This is a genomic window from Limosilactobacillus reuteri, assembly GCF_020785355.1.
Taxonomy (GTDB): Bacteria; Bacillota; Bacilli; order Lactobacillales; family Lactobacillaceae; genus Limosilactobacillus; species Limosilactobacillus reuteri_I.
This window is the reverse complement of the sequence record NZ_JAJGVH010000062.1, coordinates 41,942-64,716: the sequence shown is the minus strand read 5'-3', so window position 1 is coordinate 64,716 and position 22,775 is coordinate 41,942. Positions and strand designations below refer to the sequence as shown.

The 22,775-nt window shown below is 38.3% G+C and carries 18 protein-coding genes; 7 read left to right on the top strand and 11 right to left on the bottom strand.

Features of this window, described 5'->3' with window-relative positions; translation table 11 throughout:
- Positions 1-220: 220 nt before the first annotated feature.
- Positions 221-1,459: a D-alanyl-D-alanine carboxypeptidase family protein gene (locus LMB56_RS02985; protein ID WP_229284183.1), complete on the bottom strand. Its 1,239-nt coding sequence runs from the start codon at positions 1,457-1,459 to the stop codon at positions 221-223.
- Positions 1,460-1,652: 193 nt separating this feature from the next.
- Between LMB56_RS02985 and LMB56_RS02980 the strand changes: the two genes are divergently transcribed.
- Positions 1,653-2,450, top strand: a complete 798-nt coding sequence (locus LMB56_RS02980) for a serine hydrolase (RefSeq protein WP_229284182.1) — start codon at positions 1,653-1,655, stop codon at positions 2,448-2,450.
- A gap of 150 nt (positions 2,451-2,600) precedes the next feature.
- Here the strand turns inward: LMB56_RS02980 and gtfA are convergent, their stop codons facing one another.
- From gtfA to LMB56_RS02960, 4 genes are all read right to left on the bottom strand, one after another.
- Positions 2,601-4,058 carry a sucrose phosphorylase gene (gene gtfA, locus LMB56_RS02975; RefSeq protein WP_019254026.1) on the bottom strand — a complete coding sequence of 486 codons (1,458 nt, stop codon included), beginning with the start codon at positions 4,056-4,058 and terminating at the stop codon, positions 2,601-2,603.
- Positions 4,059-4,078: 20 nt separating this feature from the next.
- On the bottom strand, positions 4,079-5,296 hold the full coding sequence (locus tag LMB56_RS02970; RefSeq protein WP_019254025.1) for an MFS transporter: 1,218 nt from the start codon (positions 5,294-5,296) through the stop codon (positions 4,079-4,081).
- A gap of 308 nt (positions 5,297-5,604) precedes the next feature.
- Positions 5,605-6,939, bottom strand: a complete 1,335-nt coding sequence (locus tag LMB56_RS02965; RefSeq protein WP_229284181.1) for a dipeptidase — start codon at positions 6,937-6,939, stop codon at positions 5,605-5,607.
- 12 nt (positions 6,940-6,951) lie between these two features.
- Positions 6,952-8,469, bottom strand: coding sequence for a YfcC family protein (locus LMB56_RS02960; protein WP_229284180.1), 1,518 nt, complete (start codon positions 8,467-8,469; stop codon positions 6,952-6,954).
- Positions 8,470-8,603: 134 nt separating this feature from the next.
- On the opposite strand from LMB56_RS02960, the gene LMB56_RS02955 reads away from it, so the two are divergent.
- Positions 8,604-9,548 carry a Dyp-type peroxidase gene (locus LMB56_RS02955; RefSeq protein WP_229284179.1) on the top strand — a complete coding sequence of 315 codons (945 nt, stop codon included), beginning with the start codon at positions 8,604-8,606 and terminating at the stop codon, positions 9,546-9,548.
- A 258-nt stretch (positions 9,549-9,806) separates the two neighbouring features.
- The gene (gene abc-f / locus LMB56_RS02950; protein ID WP_229284178.1) at positions 9,807-11,276 is read left to right on the top strand and encodes a ribosomal protection-like ABC-F family protein; all 1,470 of its coding nucleotides are present in this window, start codon (positions 9,807-9,809) and stop codon (positions 11,274-11,276) included.
- 232 nt (positions 11,277-11,508) lie between these two features.
- Here abc-f and LMB56_RS02945 read toward each other — a convergent pair whose 3' ends face one another.
- A complete protein-coding gene (locus LMB56_RS02945; RefSeq protein ID WP_019254020.1) occupies positions 11,509-12,225 on the bottom strand; it encodes an alpha/beta hydrolase in 717 nt (238 codons plus the stop codon).
- Between the two features lie 178 nt (positions 12,226-12,403).
- On the opposite strand from LMB56_RS02945, the gene LMB56_RS02940 reads away from it, so the two are divergent.
- Entirely contained in the window at positions 12,404-13,432 is a 1,029-nt protein-coding gene (locus LMB56_RS02940; RefSeq protein ID WP_035153731.1) for a YeiH family protein, read from the top strand.
- Between the two features lie 82 nt (positions 13,433-13,514).
- Here LMB56_RS02940 and LMB56_RS02935 read toward each other — a convergent pair whose 3' ends face one another.
- Both LMB56_RS02935 and LMB56_RS02930 read right to left on the bottom strand, forming a co-directional pair.
- Entirely contained in the window at positions 13,515-14,054 is a 540-nt protein-coding gene (locus LMB56_RS02935) for a flavodoxin family protein (protein ID WP_229276525.1), read from the bottom strand.
- A 194-nt stretch (positions 14,055-14,248) separates the two neighbouring features.
- Positions 14,249-15,163 carry a PLP-dependent cysteine synthase family protein gene (locus tag LMB56_RS02930; protein ID WP_229284177.1) on the bottom strand — a complete coding sequence of 305 codons (915 nt, stop codon included), beginning with the start codon at positions 15,161-15,163 and terminating at the stop codon, positions 14,249-14,251.
- A gap of 386 nt (positions 15,164-15,549) precedes the next feature.
- Between LMB56_RS02930 and hemH the strand changes: the two genes are divergently transcribed.
- Positions 15,550-16,482, top strand: a complete 933-nt coding sequence (gene hemH, locus LMB56_RS02925) for a ferrochelatase (RefSeq protein ID WP_229284176.1) — start codon at positions 15,550-15,552, stop codon at positions 16,480-16,482.
- A gap of 2 nt (positions 16,483-16,484) precedes the next feature.
- Complete coding sequence (locus LMB56_RS02920; protein WP_016496550.1) at positions 16,485-17,789, top strand: Nramp family divalent metal transporter; 1,305 nt, start codon at positions 16,485-16,487, stop codon at positions 17,787-17,789.
- A gap of 259 nt (positions 17,790-18,048) precedes the next feature.
- Here the strand turns inward: LMB56_RS02920 and LMB56_RS02915 are convergent, their stop codons facing one another.
- The gene (locus LMB56_RS02915) at positions 18,049-18,507 is read right to left on the bottom strand and encodes a hypothetical protein (protein WP_035155936.1); all 459 of its coding nucleotides are present in this window, start codon (positions 18,505-18,507) and stop codon (positions 18,049-18,051) included.
- A 5-nt stretch (positions 18,508-18,512) separates the two neighbouring features.
- Positions 18,513-21,299 (bottom strand): LPXTG cell wall anchor domain-containing protein, encoded by a 2,787-nt coding sequence (locus tag LMB56_RS02910; protein WP_229284175.1) that lies wholly within the window; start codon positions 21,297-21,299, stop codon positions 18,513-18,515.
- A gap of 192 nt (positions 21,300-21,491) precedes the next feature.
- Here LMB56_RS02910 and LMB56_RS02905 point away from each other — a divergent pair, with 192 nt between their 5' ends.
- Complete coding sequence (locus tag LMB56_RS02905) at positions 21,492-21,839, top strand: helix-turn-helix domain-containing protein (protein ID WP_229284174.1); 348 nt, start codon at positions 21,492-21,494, stop codon at positions 21,837-21,839.
- Positions 21,840-22,220: 381 nt separating this feature from the next.
- Here LMB56_RS02905 and LMB56_RS02900 read toward each other — a convergent pair whose 3' ends face one another.
- Positions 22,221-22,766 carry a class I SAM-dependent methyltransferase gene (locus LMB56_RS02900; protein ID WP_229284173.1) on the bottom strand — a complete coding sequence of 182 codons (546 nt, stop codon included), beginning with the start codon at positions 22,764-22,766 and terminating at the stop codon, positions 22,221-22,223.
- Positions 22,767-22,775 lie beyond the last annotated feature (9 nt).

Below are 22,775 nucleotides of genomic sequence, written 5' to 3'. Positions count from 1 at the left end.
GCAGTAATTACATCGCTAAAAAATAGATGAGACTGAGAAAAAACTTTTGTTTTTTCAACAGTCTCTTATACAAATATTATTAAGATATCGTGGAACTAGCTTTGCGTCGCCACAAGGCTCAAGGCTAAGTCCGAACGATAATCAGCCCGTGCCGTGCTAATCACCATTCTATCCTTAGCCCACCGCCTTGTCGAGAAGGTTAATTTCCACTCACTATTTTTTAAAACATTGACTTTTCAGCAACACTTCGACTTGCACTTACCGGAATATTAAAATCAGGCAATCCAGGAATATGCAACTCGATTGAACCAACTTGTTGATTCTTCTTTATCGGTGCAGTTAGTTGTTTTTGATGGTCTCCCTGCACTCGTAATGTTGGTTTAGTTGCTTGTAATTTCATATTCTTTGGAAGCCAAACCGTGGTCTTCTTTGTCAACTTAAGATTAGTCTTATTCTTACCATTCTTTACTTTTACGCTGGTAAGCTTGGTTGAAAAATCACTTACTTTTTTGATTTCAACTGGCTGATACTCATCGATTAACTTATTATAAAAGTCTTGCTGCATCTTTGACTGATCATTCCATTCCCCTTTTGTATGTAAGGCAACTAAGATAATCCGTCGTCCTGCAAAGGTTCCCGTCGACACAATACATTTACCCGCGCGATCAGTGTTTCCAGTCTTTAACCCGTCAATTTCCCCGTTCTTAGGAGCAAAACCGTTTTGCGGTAAAAGAGCATTCACATTTGTCATTAAATATTGTTGATCTTTAGTTACATCAAAGTTAGCAAACTTTTGCTTTGTAATGTCGAGAGTTTCAGGATAATTTTCAACAAGATACTTTGAGATAAGCGCAACATCTTTAGCAGATAATAAGTTCTCGGCGTCTTTATCTACGCCCTTAAGTTTATGCTTTCCTAAGTCCCCGTTAGGCAGCCCAATCATATTGTAGATTTTTATGTCTGTAGCTCCTGCTTTTTTCGCAAATGCTACCATCTTTTTATTAAAGGCTGCTGTACTGCCCGCGTCAGCTAATGCTAGTGCTTCTGTACTTCCATCAGCAGATACAAGCATCATCGAATCAACTAACTGACGGACAGTGTATTCTTCCCCATTCACTAATGGAACATTGGAAAAGTGCCAGTCATCCGCCATTTTGGCAACTGCTGGTGTAATCTTAATCTTTTGATCCCATTTTAAATGATGGTTTCGAATGTCTTGCAAAATTACTCCTAAAGTTAAGATTTTAATTACAGATGCAATTGGGTAGCGTTTAGTTGCATTTTTTTGGTATAGAACCTGACCGCTTTCTGCATCAATCGCATAAGCTGCTCGTGCATCCATCTGAAAAGCCGTAGTATCAGCATGCACTTTTGCGAACATCCCCAAGCCATTTAAACAGATGCTAATTATTGCCGTTATCAATAATAATTTGGCAAAAAAAGATTTAACCTTTTTCATTATAACTATTTCTCTCCTTTACACATTTAACTATCATATCCTATTCTGTCTAAAAAAGGTGTAACGATTTGGTAACAATTCCAATGAAATCCTTATTTTTCATTAAATTAAGAAGATGTACCTTTTAACTTCCAGAAATTATCTGTATTATTAATAAGTATGCTAATTTTAATCAGAAAGGGTCGGTTAAAAAATGCAAAGATCGCAACGTCATCGTCGTAAACCACGCAGGCTTATCTTAATTATTATTGCTATTCTGCTTATTATTATGGGTGTTCGGCACTTCAGCTCAACAAGCGCCCGCCTAAAATCTGCATGGAATAAAATCATCTTCACTTCCAATAATAATGTCAGTATTGCGGTATATTCACCAAAGACCCACCAAATTTATACTTCTAGTAATGCACCCCAGCATAAGTTTCGAACTGCTAGTACAGTAAAGGTTAGTATTTTAGCAGGGATTCTTGCTAAACAGCAAAGCCCCCTTACAAGCCATCAAAAATCACTTGCCACCAAAATGATTGAGCAAAGTGACAATGATTCAACTAGCGAATTATTTGAAGATTATTTAGGCGGCAAAAACGGTCTCCAACAAACTTTTGAAAAATTTGGCATGACTCAATCGCGGGCTAATAGCAGTTGGGGGTTAACTGTTACTACCCCGAAAGACCAAGTGAAACTCTTGAATAATATTTTCTATAAATCTAAGGTTTTATCTGACGAAGAGCGAAGCGAAATTCGTGATTTAATGGGTAACGTTGAAAGTGACCAAGCCTGGGGAATCTCAGCAAGTAGCGATAATTTCGCATTAAAAAACGGTTGGCTAAATTACGGTAAAGATGAATGGATCGTCAATAGCATTGGTTATGTAAAAAATAGTAACGGAACCGACTACACGATTGCGGTTTATACGGATAAAAATCAATCAATGGCAGCAGGACAACAAGTAATTGAACAACTTGCCCGTGTAACAAAGCCAATATTGGACTAAAATGAAATGATAAACAAATAGGGGCTGGAAGAAAACTTCAAATTTTCTTCCAGCCCCATTTTTATAGGTAGTTTATTGAGAGAGATAAAGCGTTTTGGAAAGGAATACTACCTATTTTGTTTTGAGAGAGATTACTAATTAATTTGATGACTATTTTTGCTCCATCACTTTTTCACCATTAGCTGTAATAGTGAAAGTCTTGTTAGCAGCATCAGCATCAAGAACAGCCACATTCTTGCCATCCTTATCTTTCCGCGTAACCTTGATAGTTGTTTCAGTTGGTGTTTCCACTTCAATTGAACCATCAAGATCAAAGGCTGCAAACTTGTTCCGCCATGCAAGTAAATCTAAGAGATTCTTAACTACTGGACGTTGAACTTCTTGTGCCACTTCTTCTTTAGTGTAGTAGTGACGGTTAATGTTACGACCTTCCTTAGTCTTTTCAAGTAATTCAAGGTCATTTGAACCAGCAAGTAATCCAACATAGTAAACCATTGGAATACCAGGTGCAAATACTTGGAATGCACGAGAAAGCAAGTAAGCTTTGTCATCGTCACCTAATGCAGAGTAGTAAGTAGAATTAATTTGGTAAATATCCAAGTTGTTGTATTCAGCACTTGAGTATTTCCGCTTAACGTTAGCACCAACCTTGTATAATTCGTTGGATGCATATTCGATTTCATCATCAGTTAAGATATCCTTAGCATCAACAACCCCAATACCATCATGAGTATCAAGAGTAGTAAATTGCTTCATTGGTGACATCTTTAACCACTTAGCAAGGCGGTTAGTCTTACCAGAGTAAAGAGTGTAAAGAGTAGTCATTGGTAAGGTAAAGTCATAGATGAAGAAGTCATGTTGTGAAATCTTTTGTGGAATGGTGTAGTGTTCGTGAATTTCAGGAAGGATGATGGCCTTGTATGGAGCCAAAATATCTTGAACTTCATTTAAGAGATCCCAGATTTCAGGTTCAACGAAGAAATCATTAGTACCAACCTTCTTAATAGCGTAAGCAAAGGCATCAAGACGAATCATATCTGCACCGTGCTTAACCATGTCAATTAATGTTTCCTTGAAGAATTCGTTAGCTACCTTACTCTTAACATTAATATCAATTTGTTCTTCACCGAAAGTGTTCCATAAGTTTTCAGTAGTACCATCATCAAAAGTAATTTCTTGCTTAGGAGCCTTATCCTTCCGCTTGTAAATTAAATCAACATCTTCTTGAGTTGGACGGTCCTTACCAGCTTTTTCCCAGAATTTTTCCCAACGAATAAAGAAGTCGTTGTACTTAGAATCATCGTGCTTCTTCTTGAAGTCTTGGTACATTTCAGACTTCTTGGAAATATGATTAATCATGAAGTCAAACATTAAGTAGTAGTCTTCACCTAATGCTTCAACATCATCCCAGTTACCAAAAGCAGAATCAACAACATCGTAACGGTATGGTGCGAAACCACGGTCACCAGTTGATGGGAAAAATGGAAGTAAGTGAACACCGCCGATTGCATCACCGATATAGTTCTTTAATACTTCATGAGTTTCTTTAATGTTTTTACCCATTGAGTCAGAGTAAGTAATTAACATTGCTTCATTTTTGATTGGCATAATGATATCCTCCAATAATTTTAGTTAGCTTGTTTAGAATGACGAGTTGCAAAGAAAATAATCAAGGCAATAACTATTAGCATTACCCCGTAGATTGGGAATGGTGCGGCAAGATCAAGGCCACTCATTGGGCGACCGACTAACCGATTCATCCATTCAGCAATTGTTGGCGAGAAGAAAGCTCCAAAGTTAAAACCAATCAGTACCATTGAAGTTACTAATGGTTGACGCTTAGCAGGGGCTAAATCCGGCAACAAGTTAAAAATCAACGGAGAAACTAATTGTAGTGGGAAACCGATTAAAAGCAAACCAATTACTAACATTGCAAAGTTGCCGTTTGCGAAGGCAAATAAGAAGTTTGAAATGGCCATTAATCCAAGACCAAGGTAAACAGTATTAAAGCCTAATACTTTATTAATTGATCCGTAGAATAAACCACCAAGCGTTGCTCCAATTAACATTAAGGAAAGGAACATTGATGAACCAGTATAACTACTTCCCTTAATTGCAACTGCTAAACCAGGGAACCGGTTTTCCATTCCAACATAGTCTACTACCAAAAGGAAGGCAAAGAGAACAAGTAAGTAAACTACTGGACTAATCTTTTTAATCGGTTCTTCCGCTTCAGTTAATTCTTCAGCAAGATCATCTTCGGCAACGTTATTATCCTGTGCTTTGCTATCGTCAGGAACACGAACGGCAAAGAAGAAGAGAACAACAAAGGCAAGAAGGTAGACGGCAAATGATGCATGCCAACCTGCATAGCTAAGAATTAACCCAGCAATTGCCAGGGTACAAGCTTGACCGATTTGTTCAGCCGCAGCACGCCAACCAAGCATTTGAGCTCGGGTTGTACCTTCATACCAAACTGAAATCATCGAAATTGCTTGAGAGTTGTATAAACCAAACCCTGCTCCTAAAACTAACCGGGAAATCAAAATCGCAGTGTAGTCATTCGCAAACATGGGAACAATTCCGGCAAGACCAACAATTGTAACCCCGGCCATAATAATCTTTTTATCAGAAATGTTGAACCATTGTTGAAGTAATGGTGAAAGGACAACAAAAATCATTACAGCAAATGATGGAGTTGTAACTAAATATTCTGACTGTGTCTGTGAGATTCCGAGTGCCGCCTTTAATTGCGGTAAAGAACCTTGAATGGCATAAGCACTCGTAACCATGAATGAAACTGACAGGAATGCCAATTTGGTAACAAGAGAATTTTTGTTATTCATAATTAGTAGGTACTCTTTCTATAGGTATTTGATAAACGTTTATCATTACTGTACATCAATAATATACAATGAAGTTTTTAAAATATCAAACGTTTAACAAAGATTTTTTGCAAAAACTTGTAATCCATTACATTGTTATTATAACGCGCTTTAAATGAAAATAGATGAAAACAGATGAGAACGCTATTTTAGGTCTCTTTCGGGATTGCTTGTGAATTTTCACGCATTATATTTTTATAATTTTTTTATTAAAAAAGAGTAAAGCAATGACTGATTCATCGTTTTACTCTTTCCAATTTAATATTTACTTAATCCACACAAAGTTTCTTGATTGCCTGAGCATAGATTTCCATTGCTTTATACATGTCTGGCAATGGCCACTGTTCATTAGCTTGATGCATATAGTCGGGAGTTGTTGGTAACATTCCCCCAAAGGCAACACAATTATTCATCGTTCGGGCAAAGGTTGCTCCACCAGAAATTTGCGGTTCAGCATCAACATCCCCAGTTTGTTCTTTATAAACTTCCATCAAAGTTTGCACTAATTTACTATCTTTGGGAACGTACAATGGTGCCAAATAATCAAAATGAACATACTTCAAATCGTAGGCTGCTACCTGCTTACTTAGTTTGGCTAGTAAATTATCGCGATCAGCCGTTACGGGAATTCGCAAATCAATCTGCATCCTTGTTTCATTTTCATTAATCTCAAGACTAGAGATATTGAAAGTTAACTGCCCAGACTCATCGCGAACATCACCAAGAACATTGCTTCCCGTTGCATCTTCCTTAAATAATTTACCAATAAAATCTAGGGGCTTAAAATCAAAAACATCATCAAGCGCAATCGCTAACCGCAAAATAGCATTCGTTCCTTCTGGTGCCATCATCGCATGAACGGACTTGCCAATAACAGTAATTGAATTGTCATCACTCGTATATTCAAAGCCATGATTGTCTAAAGCGGCCTTCACTTCATCCTGCTTTGGTCCATCATATACTGCACTATCAGGGACAGCATTAAACGCATTCTTCAAATTGAGCTTTAGTTGATCTGTTCCTGGACCAACGAGATAAGATTGTTGCAACCCCTTTTCAGCATAAATTAATGGAAATTCAGCATCAGGAGAAATCCCGCTATCAATTGGTGCTTCCTTTTTATTATATTCAGCAATTCCACGCCATAGGATTTCTTCATCTGTTCCATAAATAAAACGAATTCGTTGATTGAAGTGATAACCTTGATCCATCAATGCTTTGACAGCATATAAGGCTGCAATCCCTGGACCTTTATCATCTTGTGATCCGCGGCCATAAACTGCATTATCAATTACCGTGCCTTTAAATGGATTATGTTTCCATTTGCCTAAATCGCCGGCAGGAACCGTGTCAAGATGACAAATTACACCAAAAATTTTGTCACCACTACCAACTTCCGCATAGCCATAATACCCGTCTGGATCTTCATAGGTCTTAAAACCTAATTCATCACAAATCTTCATCATCTCATCGAGGGCATTACGAATTTCTTTGCCAAATGGTGCCCCTTCTTCTGCTGGCTGATTATACGATGGAACAGAAATTAGTCGTTCTAAAGTTTTAACAGCAGCTTTTTGTTCATCTTCTGTAATAATTTTATCCATTCAAATTCCCTCCTAGAGCAAGGCAGCAATTCCTAAGAACAAGCAAGTAGCAATAAAGAGATAAATCATTAATTTCAGCATCCACTTCCACCAAATACCGACATTAATATGCGCAATTGCTAATGCTCCCATCACAACTCCTGAAGTTGGGGTAATAAGGTTAACCCATCCTGAAGCTGCTTGATAAGCGGTAATAACAAGGCTCCCTGAAACATGTGCAAAATGCCCCATTGGCCCGATAATTCCCATCGTTGCGGCAGCTAAACCGGATGTTGACGGAATTAGGAATGACATTGGAATATAGAAAATGTAAGTCAAGATAATAAAGATCGTTTGGGATAGTCCATGAAGGCCCAATTCGCCCCAATGAAGAACTGTCCCAGTAATCATCCCATTATTCATTATTACTTGAATTCCCCGTGCAACTGCCACAATAATTGCAACACTCAAGAAATCTCCCATTCCTGACATAAAGGCATCAATAAATTCGCTTTCTTTCATATGGTAAACAGCCATAATCAAGACCGACATAAAGAGGAAGAGCATGGTAATTTCGTTGAAGTACCATGTTCCAAGCGGTGCCATATCATGCCCTAATAAATCACCTAGGAATGGAATATTAACCAACCACTTTGTAAATTTATCAAAAAATGTCCAATGGCTATTAAGGTTTGACCATGGAATTAACCCTAGAATCATCACCACAAAAGTAATCCCAAATAGCCAAATAACTGTCTTTTGTCGGCCAGTCATCTTATGGTCGTCATTAGGGTCAGCCTTGACTAAAAAGTGTTTTTCATCTTCTGCTCGTTGATTGTAAACCAATGATTTAGTTGGGTCTTTTTCAATTACCGAGGCATAGTGGTAAACATAAATAATACTGATCGTTATCGTAATAATTAAAAGGATTACCCGGGAAACTAAGCCATCACCGGGAGAAATATTTAATGTTTGCGAAGCTACTCCTGTGGCAAACGGGTTAACAGTTGATGCTAAACAACCAACTTGGCTTCCCACTAAAGCAATCGCAACCGCTACAATTGAATCAAAGCCAACGCCCATCATCACGGGAATCAAGAGAGGATAGAATGCAATCGTTTCTTCCCCCATTCCATAGGTTGATCCACCAAGAGCAAACAGAAGCATTAAAATTGGAATCAATTGTTTTTCTCGTCCCTTATACCGGCGAACGATTGAACCAATCCCTTCATTTAATGCATTTGTCTTATTAACCACTCCTAGGAATCCACCGATAACAAGAATAAATAGTGATACCGAGATGGCTCCATCGGTCTTTTTGTCACCGACCATCCCGATAACGGGTGCCATAAAGACATCCCAAATTCCCTGGGGTTTATTTGCAACTGCTTTATATGTACCAGATATAATATTTCCAGCTTTATCTGTTTCATATGTCCCTGCTGGAATAATCCACGTTAAAATTGCAATTAAGATAATAATTAAGAATAAAATCGTAAACGCAGAAGGCATATGAAAATGATGCTTTTTCTTCGTTTGTGTTTCCTGCACAATAACCGCCTCTTTTGTAAAATTAGTGTCAGTTTTATTTTAATTCAGTTTGAAAGCGGCTTCAACTAAATGTAAGAATTATCCTTAAAGAATGCTATAATTGCCTTGTAATAATTTTAAGGAGGATGAAGATAATGGCAATGAATCCTAATAAAGCACAAGACGTTTGGAAAGACGCCGGTGAACATGTCCAATTTACGGTATTAGAATTAAAACGAGAAGATCAGGCAAAGGAACAAGAAGCAATTCAAGAATTTGTTGAACGGTTTCAAGCAATTACGCGATCATTGCGGATTCGGGATAACAAGGGTAATCTTAAAGTTTCTTTAGGTTTTAGCAACGATGCCTGGGACTATCTTTTCCCGAACGCCCCTAAACCCAAAGAATTAGAAACTTACCAAACATTAACCGGGCCAAAATACGAAATGCCGGCTGCAAAAGGAGATATTTTCCTCCATATTCGGGCAAATGATGAAGCTGCTGTTTACGAATTTATGGCCCAAGTAATGCTCTTCATTAGGGATATTACTAATGTTGTTGATGAAACAAAGGGCTTCCGCTATTTTGAAGGCCGGGCCATTATCGGCTTTATCGATGGAACTGAAAATCCAGAACCTCAAGATGCTGCTGAGTATGCCATTATTGGTGATGAGGATCCGACGTTTGAAAATGGTTCATATGCCTTTGCACAAAAATGGCGGCATAACATGGATATTTGGAATAAGCTAACTACTGAAACACAAGAAAAAGCTGTCGGGCGCAAGAAGTTTTCTGACTTAGAATTAAGCGAAAAAGAAAAGTTTAAGAATGCTCATAATGTCGCTTCTCAAGCTGAAATCGATGGGGTTGAACAAAAGATTGTGCGCATGAATGTTCCATATTCAGACCCTGCCGCTGATAATACCGGAACTTTCTTTATCGGTTATTCACGGCATTGGACTGTAACTAAGAAGATGCTTGAAAATATGCTTGAGCAAAACGATTACCTCCTAACTTTCTCTGATATTTTAGGTGGTCAACTCTTCTTTATTCCTTCGCGTCCAATGTTGGATCAAATTGCTGAAGGCGAATTAAGTTGATTGACAACTCGAAAGCAAATTGCTATATTATTAGCAGTAATTTTTAGGAGGGATCATCCATTGAAATTTTAATTCTACACAATTTAATGTATCTGGAACTGTGGATTCACGCAGAAAGGTACTACAGGTAGAATTATTTTTCAATGATTGATCAATAAGTGAGAATTAATGGGCCAATACCATTAGTTTAAAAGTCTACCTGTAGTGGTAGGCTTTTTTTGTTACCTTTTCTGCGAGTAACGAAAGGGTGATTTTTTAATGGAACCAATCACGATCAATAATCTAACTTTCGCTTATCCGGGACAAGAACCACTTTTTAATCATTGTGACCTCAATATTAGCAGCGATTGGAAACTAGGTCTTCTCGGGCGAAATGGTCGTGGCAAAACCACATTACTCAAAATCTTGCAAAAACAACTTTCCTTTCAAGGAAGTATTCAAACCAATCTTAAATTTAACTATTATCCATTAGTAATTCGTGAACCAGATGATTACACATTGAATGTCCTTATGAGAAGTGGCTATCAAGGTGAACAATGGCAAATCGAACGAGAACTAAATTTGATGGCAACCCCTACTGAATTACTATGGCAGCCCTTCAGTAGTCTTAGCGGTGGCGAACAGACGCGCGTAATGCTAGCAACCCTTTTTGCCCAGGATGGATATTTCCCCCTGCTTGACGAACCGACTAATCACCTTGATCAGAACGGGCGAAAACAAATTGCTCAATATCTAAAAGCGAAAAAAAACGGCTTCATTATCACTAGTCATGACCGAGATTTTCTCGATAAAGTCATTGACCATTCATTAGTGATTGAACAACACCAGCTTGTTTTAACCCGTGGTAATTACAGTAATTATTTCGTTCATAAGGAGCAACGAGATTCTACGGCCATCAAGAAAAACGAAAATTTATTAAAAGATATTCATCATTTAAAGCAAACACGTCAGGCAAAATCTCAATGGGCTCAACAAGCAGAAAATGAAAAGAAGAATAATTCGCATGCGGATAAAGGCTTTATTGGTGCCAAAGCTGCAAAAATGATGAAAAAAGCAACTATAATGAAAGGACGCTTAGACACCGCAATCGAGGAACGGCAAGGACTTTTAAAAGAAATTGAAAAAGTTGTTCCGCTAACAATTAATGTCCTCCCCACTAATCATCAACCATTGTTAAGCATTAATGATCTAACGTTATCGTATCCAACTAAACAACTCTGTTCTAATATCACTACAACCATTGAAAAAAATGATCAGGTCCTGCTCTGTGGAAATAATGGTACTGGAAAATCTAGTATTATTAATGCAATCATCGGGACATTCAGTGGTAAGCAAAGCGGAGAGATACTTTTTAGCAGTGCCCTTAAAATCAGCACAGTACGTCAAGATTATTCTGATAACCATGGAAGTTTACGTAGTTTTGCATCTTCTTCTAAAATTAACTACGATCAATTTCTTAACCTTCTTCGTAAATTAGGAATGGAACGTGCTACTTTTGATGTTCCGATTGAAGAAATGAGTATGGGACAACAAAAGAAGGTTGAACTAGCACGGTCATTAGCTGAGCCCGCTCACCTTTATTTATGGGATGAACCGCTAAACTATCTTGATACCTATAATCAGCAACAACTAATTCAGTTAATTCAAGAAAAGCGACCACCAATGCTAATCGTTGAACATGATCAAAATTTCATTAAGCAAATTGCTACAAAGAAAATTGAAATTTAATATTTCCTGGGAAATAATCAGCTTTACAAACTTAGTGTTAAAAAAACTGAGAGAAAATTTATTTTTCTCCCAGCTCTAACTGTTTTCACGAACAATAGCAAGATATCGTGGAAATTAACCACAAGGCTCGAGGCTAAGTCCGAACGATAATCAGCCCGTGCCGTGCTAATCACCGTTCTATCCTTAGCCCACCGCCTTGTCGAGAAGGTTAATTCCCACTCACAATCATTAGCTAAATTAAATTCAAGTCAGTTAACCACTCAAGAAATAGCGGGAACCACTTTCCCATATGATTATCTACCCGATCATTATTAACAATACCAGTATATTCGTTAGCTAACGCGATTCCATGTCCCCCAGTGCCAAACTCATGTAATTCATATGGAACATCATTCTTAATTAACGCATCTGCATATACTTGGAGGTGATCAACAAAGGGAGTTAGTTCATCTTTTGCTGATCCCCACATAAAGGTTGGTGGTGTTTGCGGATTTACCAATTTTGCTACATTCTCTGTTGTAACCCCCATGCGTTCATCAATCAAGGGTTGAATAACAGGATATCCTAATGCGGCAAATTTAGCGTGCGTTAGTTTTTCGTTACTATATGCAGCGGCAATTTGGCCTCCTGCAGAAAAGCCAATAATCCCCAACCGATCAGCGTCAACATCTAATTCAGCTGCATGGTTGACGATATATTCAAATGCTTGGTGAACCGCTATTTTGGCTTCTTCATAATTTTTATGTTCAACCACCGGATATCGTACAACAAATGTTTGCCACGCATGGGTTGCAAACGTTAATGCCACCCGTTCGGAATCTCGTTCCATAATCTGGTTATAACTGCCTCCTGGCAAAATAACAAGGCCGGGCAAAGCTTTATCAGTATGACTATGATAAATATCTAGAGACGAATATGGTTGATCTAAGTTAACACTTTTAATTTCCATTTTCTCACCTCATTTTGATTTTTAAATGTTGAAATTACAAAGAATAGTATAACCTTAATCCGAGATAAACGATACAATTAAACAATTTGTTATTAATTTCTAAATTTCCTCTTGTTTATCACGACACATTTGTTAAAGTGGTAAGGTATCAATTATTATTTGGGGGTTAGAAAATCTAATGAGTATTATGAAGACTAGATCATTCTGGATTGCTGCCATTATGACCTTAATTTGTTCTGTTGCTGGGGTACTTTTAGCAAAACTACCTTATGTCAACTTGATTGGAGCATTGGTTATTGCTTTATTATTAGGTATTGCCATGCAGTTGACTCCTGCTAGCTTGCGTAATGAAGCTCAAGGCGGCATCGGATTTATTTCTAACAAATTTTTACGGCTTGGTATTATTCTTCTTGGTTTCCGCTTAAACCTAGAAAAACTTGCGGCCGCTGGTGTTAAAACTATTTTAGTTGCGGCTATTGGAGTTACCGGCACGATTGTCCTTACTTATTGGCTTAGTCGAAAGTTTGGCGCAGAAGATGAATTAGCTATCCTTTCTGCTTGCGGGTGTGGTATTTGTGGAGCGGCTGCCGTAATGGGAGTTTCACCACAAATTGAAACTGACAACGAGGAGCGCAAACGAGAAAATGAAGTATTAGCTGTTGCTGTTGTTTGTGTAATGGGGACAGTCTTTACTTTAGTTGAAATTGGAATAAAGCCACTCCTCGGACTTACCGATCCACAGTTTGGAATTGTTGCCGGTGGTTCATTACATGAAATTGCTCATGCCGTTGCAGCCGGGGGAGCCTTTGGTGAAGCAAGTTTAGATAACGCCCTTATTATGAAACTTTCACGGGTTCTTCTCTTAGCGCCAGTCGCTTTAATTGTTGGTTACTGGTATCAACACCGCCTTATAGTTGAAAGTGAAGAAGAACACACTAAAGAACCAAAGAAATTACCAATTCCTTGGTTCCTTGGTGGCTTTATTTTAACTAGTGTGTTAGGAACCTTTCTTCCATTCTCACCAGCCTTTCTTGATGCACTTGTTCAAGCAGCCTATATATTTTTAGGAATGGCAATGGCTGCATTAGGTGTTTCAGTAAACTTTAAGGTTATTTTTAAACGCGGAGGAGCCGTTTTTGGCGCGGCTGCGATTAGCTCAACCTGTTTATTGGTATTTATGATTATTATGAGTAAAATATTCTTCTAAATTATTAAAAGCGTTAAATTGAGGATTTATTTTAGTGGCATATCGCCTTTCCTCCAATTTAACGCTTTTTATTTATATTCTTCTATTTAACTCTCTTTCCCAGCTGGTAAGCTTCTTCAACGTGTTTAGCCAATTTTTGATTATTCCAAGAATCAGCCGCAAGCACCTCTCCTACTTTATCCCAACGCATATATTCAAGCAATTGCTTAAAATATAAGTTAAGTGAAGCAAAGGCATCTGCTTGACCATAACCACTCACTAAAGTAATAGCTTTCTTTCCGCCGTGAAGTTCATGGTTATAGTTGTAGAAACGATCAATCACTGCTTTTAGCGCTGCATTGATCCCGTAATAATATAGCGAACTAACCAAGACTACCATGTCTGCCGCTAACAGTTTAGGCATTACTTCATTAGTAATAACATCATTCGGTTCAATCGCAACTTCTTGTCCGGGATGATTGTCTTCCAATTTAATCATCGAAAATTCATCAGTCCGGCGTCCAGCATCAAAGCGATAAACTTCATTTCCTGCTTCAGTAGCGCCCTTAACAAAGGCATCTGCTAATTGCTCAGAAGTTCCTGGATGATGGGGACTTCCTGTTAATACAACAATCTTCATCATGATCCCGTCCTTTCTTACTTAATTATAGTGATAGTTCGACTAAATTAGAAATAGAAACATTGAATATTAATAGATAGCTAAAATGAATTAACGATGCCAACTAAAGATTTTTAACCAATTTAGCTTAGTACGCTCTCGTTTTTGTTCTTCTTTAATGTATGAACGATCCGTAATGAAATGAAAGATATTCATGCCTATTCCTCATAAATATGTTCACTGAGGTAACGCTCGCTTGAATCAGGAAATACCGTGACTAAATTAGCCCCGTGTGGTAATTCTTTAGCAACTTCTAAACTTGCCGCAAGTGCAGCCCCGCTAGAGCTACCAATAAAGAGGCCGAGATTTTTAGCAACCCAGCGAACATAATAGAATGCAGCGTCATCACTGATTGTTTTTACCCCGGTATAATCTAAGTCCTTGAAAAACGGTGGAATAAACTCCACTCCAATTCCTTCTGTACGGTGACTATGGGCTGGGCCACCATTTAAAATCGATCCGGCTGGTTCAACAATATAGCCTTTCAATTCTGGGTAAGCATCTTGGAGCGCCTTTTGAATCCCCGCAAAAGTGCCACCACTTCCTGCACCAGCTACAAAGGCCGCCAGCGGTTTATTAGCAAGATCAGCTAAAATTTCTGGTCCCAAGGTGTGCTGATAAACATCAGGATTCGCTGGATTCTGAAATTGTAAAGGCACATAAGCATCCCCGATTTCAGCAGCTAATTCCTTTGCAGCCACAATTGCTCCTTTGATCCCTTCTTCACTTGGAGTATTAATCACTTCGGCTCCCAATGCACGCATTAACGTTTGCTTTTCAAAACTAAACTTTTCTGGTACCACTAATTTAACTGGTAAATGGTATTTTAGTGCTGCTAAAGCGACTCCAATCCCTGTATTTCCGGCAGTTGGCTCGATGATTGTCGTTGTATCTTTTATTTTTCCTTCTTCCATTCCTCGCTGGATTAGCGCCATCCCCAAACGATCCTTGATACTGCCACCTGGGTTAAACATTTCGAGCTTAGCATAAATATTAACGTCATTCGGAGTCTTCATCGGCAAGTGCATCAAGGGAGTGTGACCAATCAAATCATAAGTATTTTCAACTAACATAATAGTTCCTTCTTCCTCAGAAAAGTAAGTGGGAATTAACCTCCTCAAGCCTTGTGGCGACGCGAAGCTAGTTCCACGATATTGTAACAATATACCTATAAAAAACGAGGCTGTTGAAAAAACAAAAGTTTTTTCTCAGCCTCGCCTTATGTGTTATCAACTTGATAGTAATTCAATTAAAAATGAGTATACCAAAAAGTGAGTCGCATAAGACGCGATTCACAACAACAAATATTTGCGTTAACAAAATAATTGTTTTCCATTGGTAATTTCCTCGTATTTCAAATTACAGTAATAATAACTAGTTAAAAGTAAGTTGTCAAGAAAATTTACATGGACAGGTGTAAAATAAAAAAGAATTATTTTATAAAACAGGAGCGCTATACATGAAAAAAAACGGACTACTATTAGTCAATCTCGGTTCACCCGATACGCCAACAACTCCCGACGTTAAACGTTATTTGAAGGAATTCCTCAGTGACCGGAATGTTATTGAAATGCCCCCAGCATTATGGCAGCCACTCCTTCGTGGGATTATTCTTCCAACTCGATCATGGCGATCAGCGACCTTTTATCGTAATTGCTGGACAAAAGATGGATCTCCATTGATTGTTTACACAGAACGGTTGGTTGCTAAGGTTCAGGAATTAATGCCGGAGTGGGTTGTCAAAATGGCAATGACCTATGGCAAGCCTAAAATTAGCGACACAATTACCGAAATGAAAAAGGAATGTCAAAATATTACAGTTTTGCCGCTCTTTCCTTTTTTCACTAAAAGTACAACCCAAACGATTATTGATAAGGTAAAGGATGCTGATCCAGAAGCGAAAATAATTGATCGTTTCTCGGCAGAAGAAGATTATTTAGACTTAGTGGCTAAGCAAATCCAAACGGCATGGGATAAAGGGAAATATGACAAATTACTCATTTCGTACCATGGAATTCCGACAGCCATGGTTAATCATGGTGATCCTTATCGCGATGAAACAGAAGTGGCCACCGCGGAACTGATTAAACGCCTGGACATTCCTGAAAAGCAAATTAAGATGGCTTACCAATCTAAGTTTGGCCCAATGCCATGGTTAAAACCTTACCTCCGGAATACGCTGCTTAATGAGGCACAACTTGGGCATCGTGATGTGTTAGTCGTCGCTCCATCATTTGTGGCGGATTGTTTAGAAACATTAGAAGAAGATCAAGTGCAGAACTATCAAGTCTTTCGTGAAAATGGCGGAAATAACCTTGTAATGGTGCCTTCGCTCAATGACTCACCAGAATTTGCTCAGTTTATTACTGATCTTGTACAACGAAAGGGATAAAAATGGAACGGAAAAGTTTAGACGAAATCAATGGAAGTGTTGATGTTCCAAATGTCTATCAAAGTGCATTTTGGCAGAAATTTCTTGCTTATAGTGGACCGGGTGCTTTAGTCGCCGTTGGGTATATGGATCCAGGAAACTGGTTAACATCTCTTGCTGGTGGTAGCCAATACCGCTACCAGCTATTAGTGGTTCTTTTTACCGCCATTTTGATTGCCATGTATATGCAATCTTTATCAATCAAACTTGGCGTTACCACCCGAACCGACCTCGCCCAAGCAATTGCACGGCGTTTACCTACTCCCCTGCGGATTGCCCTGTGGTTATTTAATGAAATAGCGATGATGGCAACGGACTTAACTGGAGTAGTAGGAACTGCTGTCGCCTTAAACATGTTATTCAAACTGCCATTACTTATCGGAGTGCTGTTAACAATCGCGGACGTGCTAGTTGTCTTATTTTTCCTTCATTTCGGGATCCGCCGAATTGAATTTATCGTTTTAACTGCTATTCTGGTTGTCGGCGCCATTTTTGCGATTGAAGTATGTCGGGCCCACCCTGAATTTTCCGCGATCATGGACGGTTTTGTTCCCCGTTCCACAATTTTTACTAATCACAGTGAGTTGCTAATTAGTTTAGGGATTGTCGGAGCCACGATTATGCCCCATAATATTTATCTTCATTCCTCCCTGGCGCAAAGTCGACGCTACGATGAACATGATCCAAAGCAAGTCAAAGAAACGCTCCGTTTTGCTAATTGGGATTCATTAATTCACCTTTTTGCGGCCTTCGTCGTCAACGCCCTTCTGCTTATCCTTGGGGGAACCCTCTTCTTTCATGCGGCAAGTCTCGGTAGTCTTGAGGACGTCTTTTTCGGACTAAAGAATCCTCAGATCGTTGGTAGCCTCGCTAGTCCATTAATGAGTTGGTTGTTTGCCTTTGCTCTTTTGGTAACTGGTTTAATCTCCTCTATCACTAGCACCTTGGCCGGCCAAATTGTCATGGAAGGATTTATCAATATTCGCCTCCCACTCTGGAAAAGGCGCCTCCTTACTCGTGCCGTAACCCTTGTGCCAATCCTAATTATCGGCTTCATGATTAATTTCAACGAAGAGCAGTTTGAGCAACTCATCATTTATGCGCAAATCGTCCTCAGTATTGCCTTGCCATTTACGCTTTATCCCCTTGTTGCTTTGACGGGCAATAAGAAACTGATGGGACCACATGTTAATTCACCATGGCAAACCGTCCTTGGATATGTTTTGGCTAGTTTGGTCACTGGGTTGAACTTGCTGGTGTTGGTATAAATCAATATTTTATTTTTGCAATAGTAGCAAATGCTAATTTAATTACTTATCATAGCTTGTTATCGCTAGCTCCAATAAACTTTGAAAGCACTTAATAATATGGAGTTCCTTCTTTTTACTAAATAAAAGAGACGGCAATATAAGCTAGGCTACATCTATAAAAGACAAATAGCGAGTTCAAAAATAGACCTCCAACATTCGGTAATAAACCGAACTTTGGAGGTCTATTTCGTTTATAGTGGGACTCAAAAATGAATATTTATAAAGTATATTCATCAGATTCAAGATATTGTTTTAGCTTAGTTACGAGATCCTTATTTTTCTTTTTTATCTTCCACCGTAATATTATATGCTTACTATAATTCCAGTCATGTTTTAGAAGGGTTCTTGCAATCATCCTAAATTGCCGAGCCACTTTTTTGGAATTTTCTGCAGTAATATGATTATAGTAATTGTCGCAGAATTTAATAATGATATTGTCTAAGTCTAAATCTCTATTAGGCTTTCTATAAGGATTAGCTAACGCCCTTAACTCCAAAATCTTCTTATCAGTAATAACTTCGATTGAACAAAGCTCCATTAACCTAGCCCGCCAATTGCTTTCCTTATGAATAGCTGCATGATAAGAAGCAGGAACAACAACCATAATCGTAACAACTGCAGAAATTATGGGAGCAAAAATAGATACTAATAATTGAGCCATTTCTTCTCCTGTCATCTTTCCTAGAAATTCCGCTTCTTACTTAAGCCAAACATCGTCGCAAATGTCGCTAGCCCTAAACCTACCAAACTAAGTGCTCGATTACTATCATTACCAGTTTGTGGTAATTTCTTAGCATTTTGTTGCGCTTTATATTCTTCCCGCGTCATATATTCATTAGTACCATTGATCTGATTTGCTACTGATTCAACAGTATTAGCACCAGTAGCATTAGAAGCTGATTGGTTAATAGCTGAAATTGACGGTGTAGTTGTATCAGTGGTCATTCGGTGATCATCAGTTGATGTTGATGGAGTTATATCAGTACCTTTGTTTGAATCAGATGGTTGCGTAGGCTTGTCTGGAGTTACTGGTTGATCTGGAGTCTTAGCAGCAGTGACATTCAATTGTTCCTTAACAGTTGTCGTTGAACCGTCTGGGAATGTTACAAGAACATCTTCGTAGTAAGTACCAGCATTAGCTAAGTGTGCTTTAACAGTATTGGCATCGACCCAGCTTGCAGTGGTTCCTTCGGGGAGACTAATAGCATCAGTCTTAGAAGCGCTAAGGACAAGCATTGAATCAGTTGTCTTAACTACCTTGTGGAAGCCATTAACAAATTGAGGTTCTGGTAATTGATCATTAACAGTCACATCAATTGGCTTCATTTGAATAGCATCACCATATTGTTCAGCATCAGTCTTAGTTTGAGGTTGATCTGGTGTTGATGGTTGGCTGTTCTTAATCCGATCAAGTTCAGCTTGAACAGCAGTTAATGCCTTTTGCGCCTTAGCTAAAGCATCAGCTGTTTGACTCTTCTTGTTCTTAGCAGCATCTAATGTCTTTTGAGCATCAGCTAACTTAGCTTGAGCATCTTCAAGAGCCTTCTTAGAATCTTGAGCCTTTGCTTCAGCTTCACTCAACTTAGCTTGAGCAGCAGTTAATGCTTGTTGAGCAGCGTCAACAGCTGCAGGGTTAGCATTATCAAGTGCCTTTTGCAAATCAGCAACCTTTTGATCAGCAGCCTTCTTAGCAGCGGTCCAATCATTAAGTGCTGATTGAGTTTGGCTGAGCTTGTCATTAGTAGTCTGAACATTAGTGTTTGCTTCATCTAATGCCTTCTTAGCTTGATTGTATTGAGTTTGAGCATCACTTTGAGCTTGCTTAGCATCACTCAGCTTTTGATCAGCAGCTGTCTTAGTAGCTTCAGCTTGTTGAACAGCAGCTTCAGCTTGTTGCAATTCAGTTCGTGCTTGGTCAATCTTGTGTTGTAAGTCAGTCAAATCAGCTGATGAACCATTATTAATGTCAAGCTTGGAAGTATAATTACCATAATTTGATAATAAATTAGCAGTTGCCGTTGTCGGAGCAAATGTACTAATGTTCATCGTAGAAGATGATAAAGGTTGCGATGCATCACCTGCAAGAGAAATGATCAAATACTGCTGATCATTGTACGCAGCGTTATGATTGGCGACTGATGTTCCGAGAAGTGTGGCAGCATGATCGCCTTGTACACCAGATTGACTAACATCTTTAAATGCTAATTGCATTAATTGCAGGAACAGATTGTACTTAAGTTGATCCATGGAGTAAGTATTCAGTTCACCCAAGATCGGATATGCTTGCGATACACCATTAAAAATCGCTGCGTCTGCTTGACCATTAGCAGTTATAGTAGTTGGATTAACATTAGCAGGAGGGGTTACAGAACGATCATTATCATTATAGTAATTGCTAAATTGATTAAGTACTTCACTGACAGATAATAACGGCATTCTCAACTTACTCCGGAAAGCATTTAATACGTCAGCTGCAAATACTTCCAATTCAGCTTGCGCATTAGTACCTTTACCTTGCTTATCAGTAACGTTGTATGACCGACCGCTTAAGTCATAAGTAGTATCGTAATCAGCGTCACTCATAATGTCATCCATGTTATCAGTAAAGGCGTTAACGTTCTTAGTATAAAGCTCGTTAAGCATGTTCATTTGTTCTTGAGTCAAATGATGACCTTCATCAAATGCACCCTTCATCACTGTTCCAAAGTTATCAGGAATCCATAAGATGTCTGCAACACTCTTCTTCGTACTTGTCTCAGAAGTTTGTCCGCCTTGCTTCTTAGCATTATCTAAAGCTTGTTGAGCTTCACTTAATGCTTGTTGCTTAGCATTACTATTTTGTTGAGCATTATTTAGATCAGCATTAGCTTGATCTGCAGCAGTTTGTGCTGCATTTACATTTGAATCCGCAGTTTGAACTGCTGCTGACTGAGCATTAACTTGCTGATCAGCAGTATTTTTTTGTGCTTGTGCATCATTTACAGCTGATTGAGCATCACTAACAGCTGAATTTAATTGACCGTTAGCATTTTGATTAGCAATTGCAGCTTGATCAGCCTTAGCTTGATTGAGGTCTGCTTGCGCTTGATCACGGTTTGCAACAGCTTGTGATGCAGTATTTAATTGATTTTGTGCAGTCTTAACAGCATCACTTGCTTGACTAACTGCTTGAGCATCACTAGTAGCTGTTTGACTAGCTTGATTTGCAGCATCTGAAGCAGTGTTGACATCTTCTTGAGCTTTGTTGACAGCATCAGCAGCTTGGTTATCAGCTGATGTAGCAGATTGAACATTTTGCTTTTGAGCATCAACGTTTTGTTCAGCTTGCTTCAATTGATCGTTAGTTGTCTGAGTAGCAGCTTGATCAACTGTATCAGCATGAACAACAGACGTAGTAGTTACACTAGCAGTTACCGCAGCGGCAGCAACAGCAGTAGTTGTTAAAACCTTCTTAGTATTTTTATTCATGATTAACAATCTCCTCCTAGTTCTGAAAAGAATTAACAATTAAATTATATCCAGCTATTCCAATTGATACAAGTCTTTATGTTCCAACTAGAATATTTTCTAACTGGAACATAAAGATATAATCTACTTGTAACTTATTTTTAACGAAATTACTCCGTAAGCTTGAAAATAAAAGCAATACAGAGGTTAAAAATGAATAAAATAATAGGTAAAAATATCACTACTAGAAGGCATCAATTAAAAATGACACAAGAACAATTAGCAGAATTAAGTAATCTGTCTGTTAATTACATTTCAAAAATTGAACGTGGCACTACACCAAACATTAGTGCAAAAACACTCTATCGGTTGGCAAAAGGTCTTAATGTACCAATGGAAAATTTATTAAAGGAAGAAACAACTTATACAACTAATATTGGCCCATACCAGCAGCAATTAGAAACTTTCCTCAATCAATACCCAAGAGAAGAAGCTGAACAGCTATCAAAAAGTATACTAAAATTATTAAAGTCACAACTTCCAAATACAAAAGAATCTTAATAAACATGCACCAAATGAAGCCCGGAATTAATTATTAATTCTTCGTTTTAAAATATGAAAATCCGAACTACAATTTTCAATTTTTGCGAAATTGTAGTTCGGATTTTTCTTTTATAGGATCTTGAAATCAATAGTGTCATTAGTGAATATCCTCATTTTCAGTTATCAGTGTTTAAAAAACTAATCAAATATTGTAAGATAATAATAAATTTTGTTGTAATTTTTGATGCAATAAAAGACTGGGCACTATTTACTTTTGGGAGAGTAATTTGATATTAAAAAATTTTATCTTTGGTGTGACGCTTTTATCAATCTCATTTTACAACTGAATTAAAGAAGCAGGGCTGAACGATATTTATGTTCAAACCCTGCTTCTTTATTTTAGTTTCGTCGCGCGATCATCACGCGCTGTCCACCTATTTGTTTAACTTTAATATCTTTAAACCGATAATATTCCAGTAGTTGACGATAACGTTGCACAGTAGTAGCAGTAATCACTATGGTTCCCTTAAAGTCAAGAACCCTTATCGCCTCTTGCAAAACACGTCCTTGCGTAATTGCTGGTTTCACCTGCTGTAAATTGCTAATCAAAACATAGTCAAACTGATGATCAGTGAAAGGCAAATTAGTGTTATCAGTCAATTCTACTTTCGCGCGATCAGCTACTGCCTCTTCTTTGATCAGTTCTTTCACTTGCTGTGCTTGCTTTTCATTTTTAACTATTCCCATAATTTTGCCGGGAGCAATCAATTGCTTGGCAAGGTTAATAAACGTTTTTCCATTACCGATGCTCATGTCAAGGATTTGAACATCCCCGCGTATCGATAAATCAGTACTTATCTTTTTCCAGACCTGTTGCCTTTGCCAGATCAACCATCCAATAATTACAACAACTATAACAACTACGATCCCAATAACGACTATCAATTCTCTTCA

What these genes read in the sequence shown, in the direction of transcription:
- LMB56_RS02985 (WP_229284183.1), bottom strand. Translation starts at nt 1,459, where the DNA reads ATGAAAAAGGTTAAATCTTTTTTTGCCAAATTATTATTGATAACGGCA.
- LMB56_RS02980 (WP_229284182.1), top strand. Translation starts at nt 1,653, where the DNA reads ATGCAAAGATCGCAACGTCATCGTCGTAAACCACGCAGGCTTATCTTA.
- gtfA (WP_019254026.1), bottom strand. Translation starts at nt 4,058, where the DNA reads ATGCCAATCAAAAATGAAGCAATGTTAATTACTTACTCTGACTCAATG.
- LMB56_RS02970 (WP_019254025.1), bottom strand. Translation starts at nt 5,296, where the DNA reads ATGAATAACAAAAATTCTCTTGTTACCAAATTGGCATTCCTGTCAGTT.
- LMB56_RS02965 (WP_229284181.1), bottom strand. Translation starts at nt 6,939, where the DNA reads ATGGATAAAATTATTACAGAAGATGAACAAAAAGCTGCTGTTAAAACT.
- LMB56_RS02955 (WP_229284179.1), top strand. Translation starts at nt 8,604, where the DNA reads ATGGCAATGAATCCTAATAAAGCACAAGACGTTTGGAAAGACGCCGGT.
- abc-f (WP_229284178.1), top strand. Translation starts at nt 9,807, where the DNA reads ATGGAACCAATCACGATCAATAATCTAACTTTCGCTTATCCGGGACAA.
- LMB56_RS02945 (WP_019254020.1), bottom strand. Translation starts at nt 12,225, where the DNA reads ATGGAAATTAAAAGTGTTAACTTAGATCAACCATATTCGTCTCTAGAT.
- LMB56_RS02940 (WP_035153731.1), top strand. Translation starts at nt 12,404, where the DNA reads ATGAGTATTATGAAGACTAGATCATTCTGGATTGCTGCCATTATGACC.
- LMB56_RS02935 (WP_229276525.1), bottom strand. Translation starts at nt 14,054, where the DNA reads ATGATGAAGATTGTTGTATTAACAGGAAGTCCCCATCATCCAGGAACT.
- LMB56_RS02930 (WP_229284177.1), bottom strand. Translation starts at nt 15,163, where the DNA reads ATGTTAGTTGAAAATACTTATGATTTGATTGGTCACACTCCCTTGATG.
- hemH (WP_229284176.1), top strand. Translation starts at nt 15,550, where the DNA reads ATGAAAAAAAACGGACTACTATTAGTCAATCTCGGTTCACCCGATACG.
- LMB56_RS02920 (WP_016496550.1), top strand. Translation starts at nt 16,485, where the DNA reads ATGGAACGGAAAAGTTTAGACGAAATCAATGGAAGTGTTGATGTTCCA.
- LMB56_RS02915 (WP_035155936.1), bottom strand. Translation starts at nt 18,507, where the DNA reads ATGACAGGAGAAGAAATGGCTCAATTATTAGTATCTATTTTTGCTCCC.
- LMB56_RS02910 (WP_229284175.1), bottom strand. Translation starts at nt 21,299, where the DNA reads ATGAATAAAAATACTAAGAAGGTTTTAACAACTACTGCTGTTGCTGCC.
- LMB56_RS02905 (WP_229284174.1), top strand. Translation starts at nt 21,492, where the DNA reads ATGAATAAAATAATAGGTAAAAATATCACTACTAGAAGGCATCAATTA.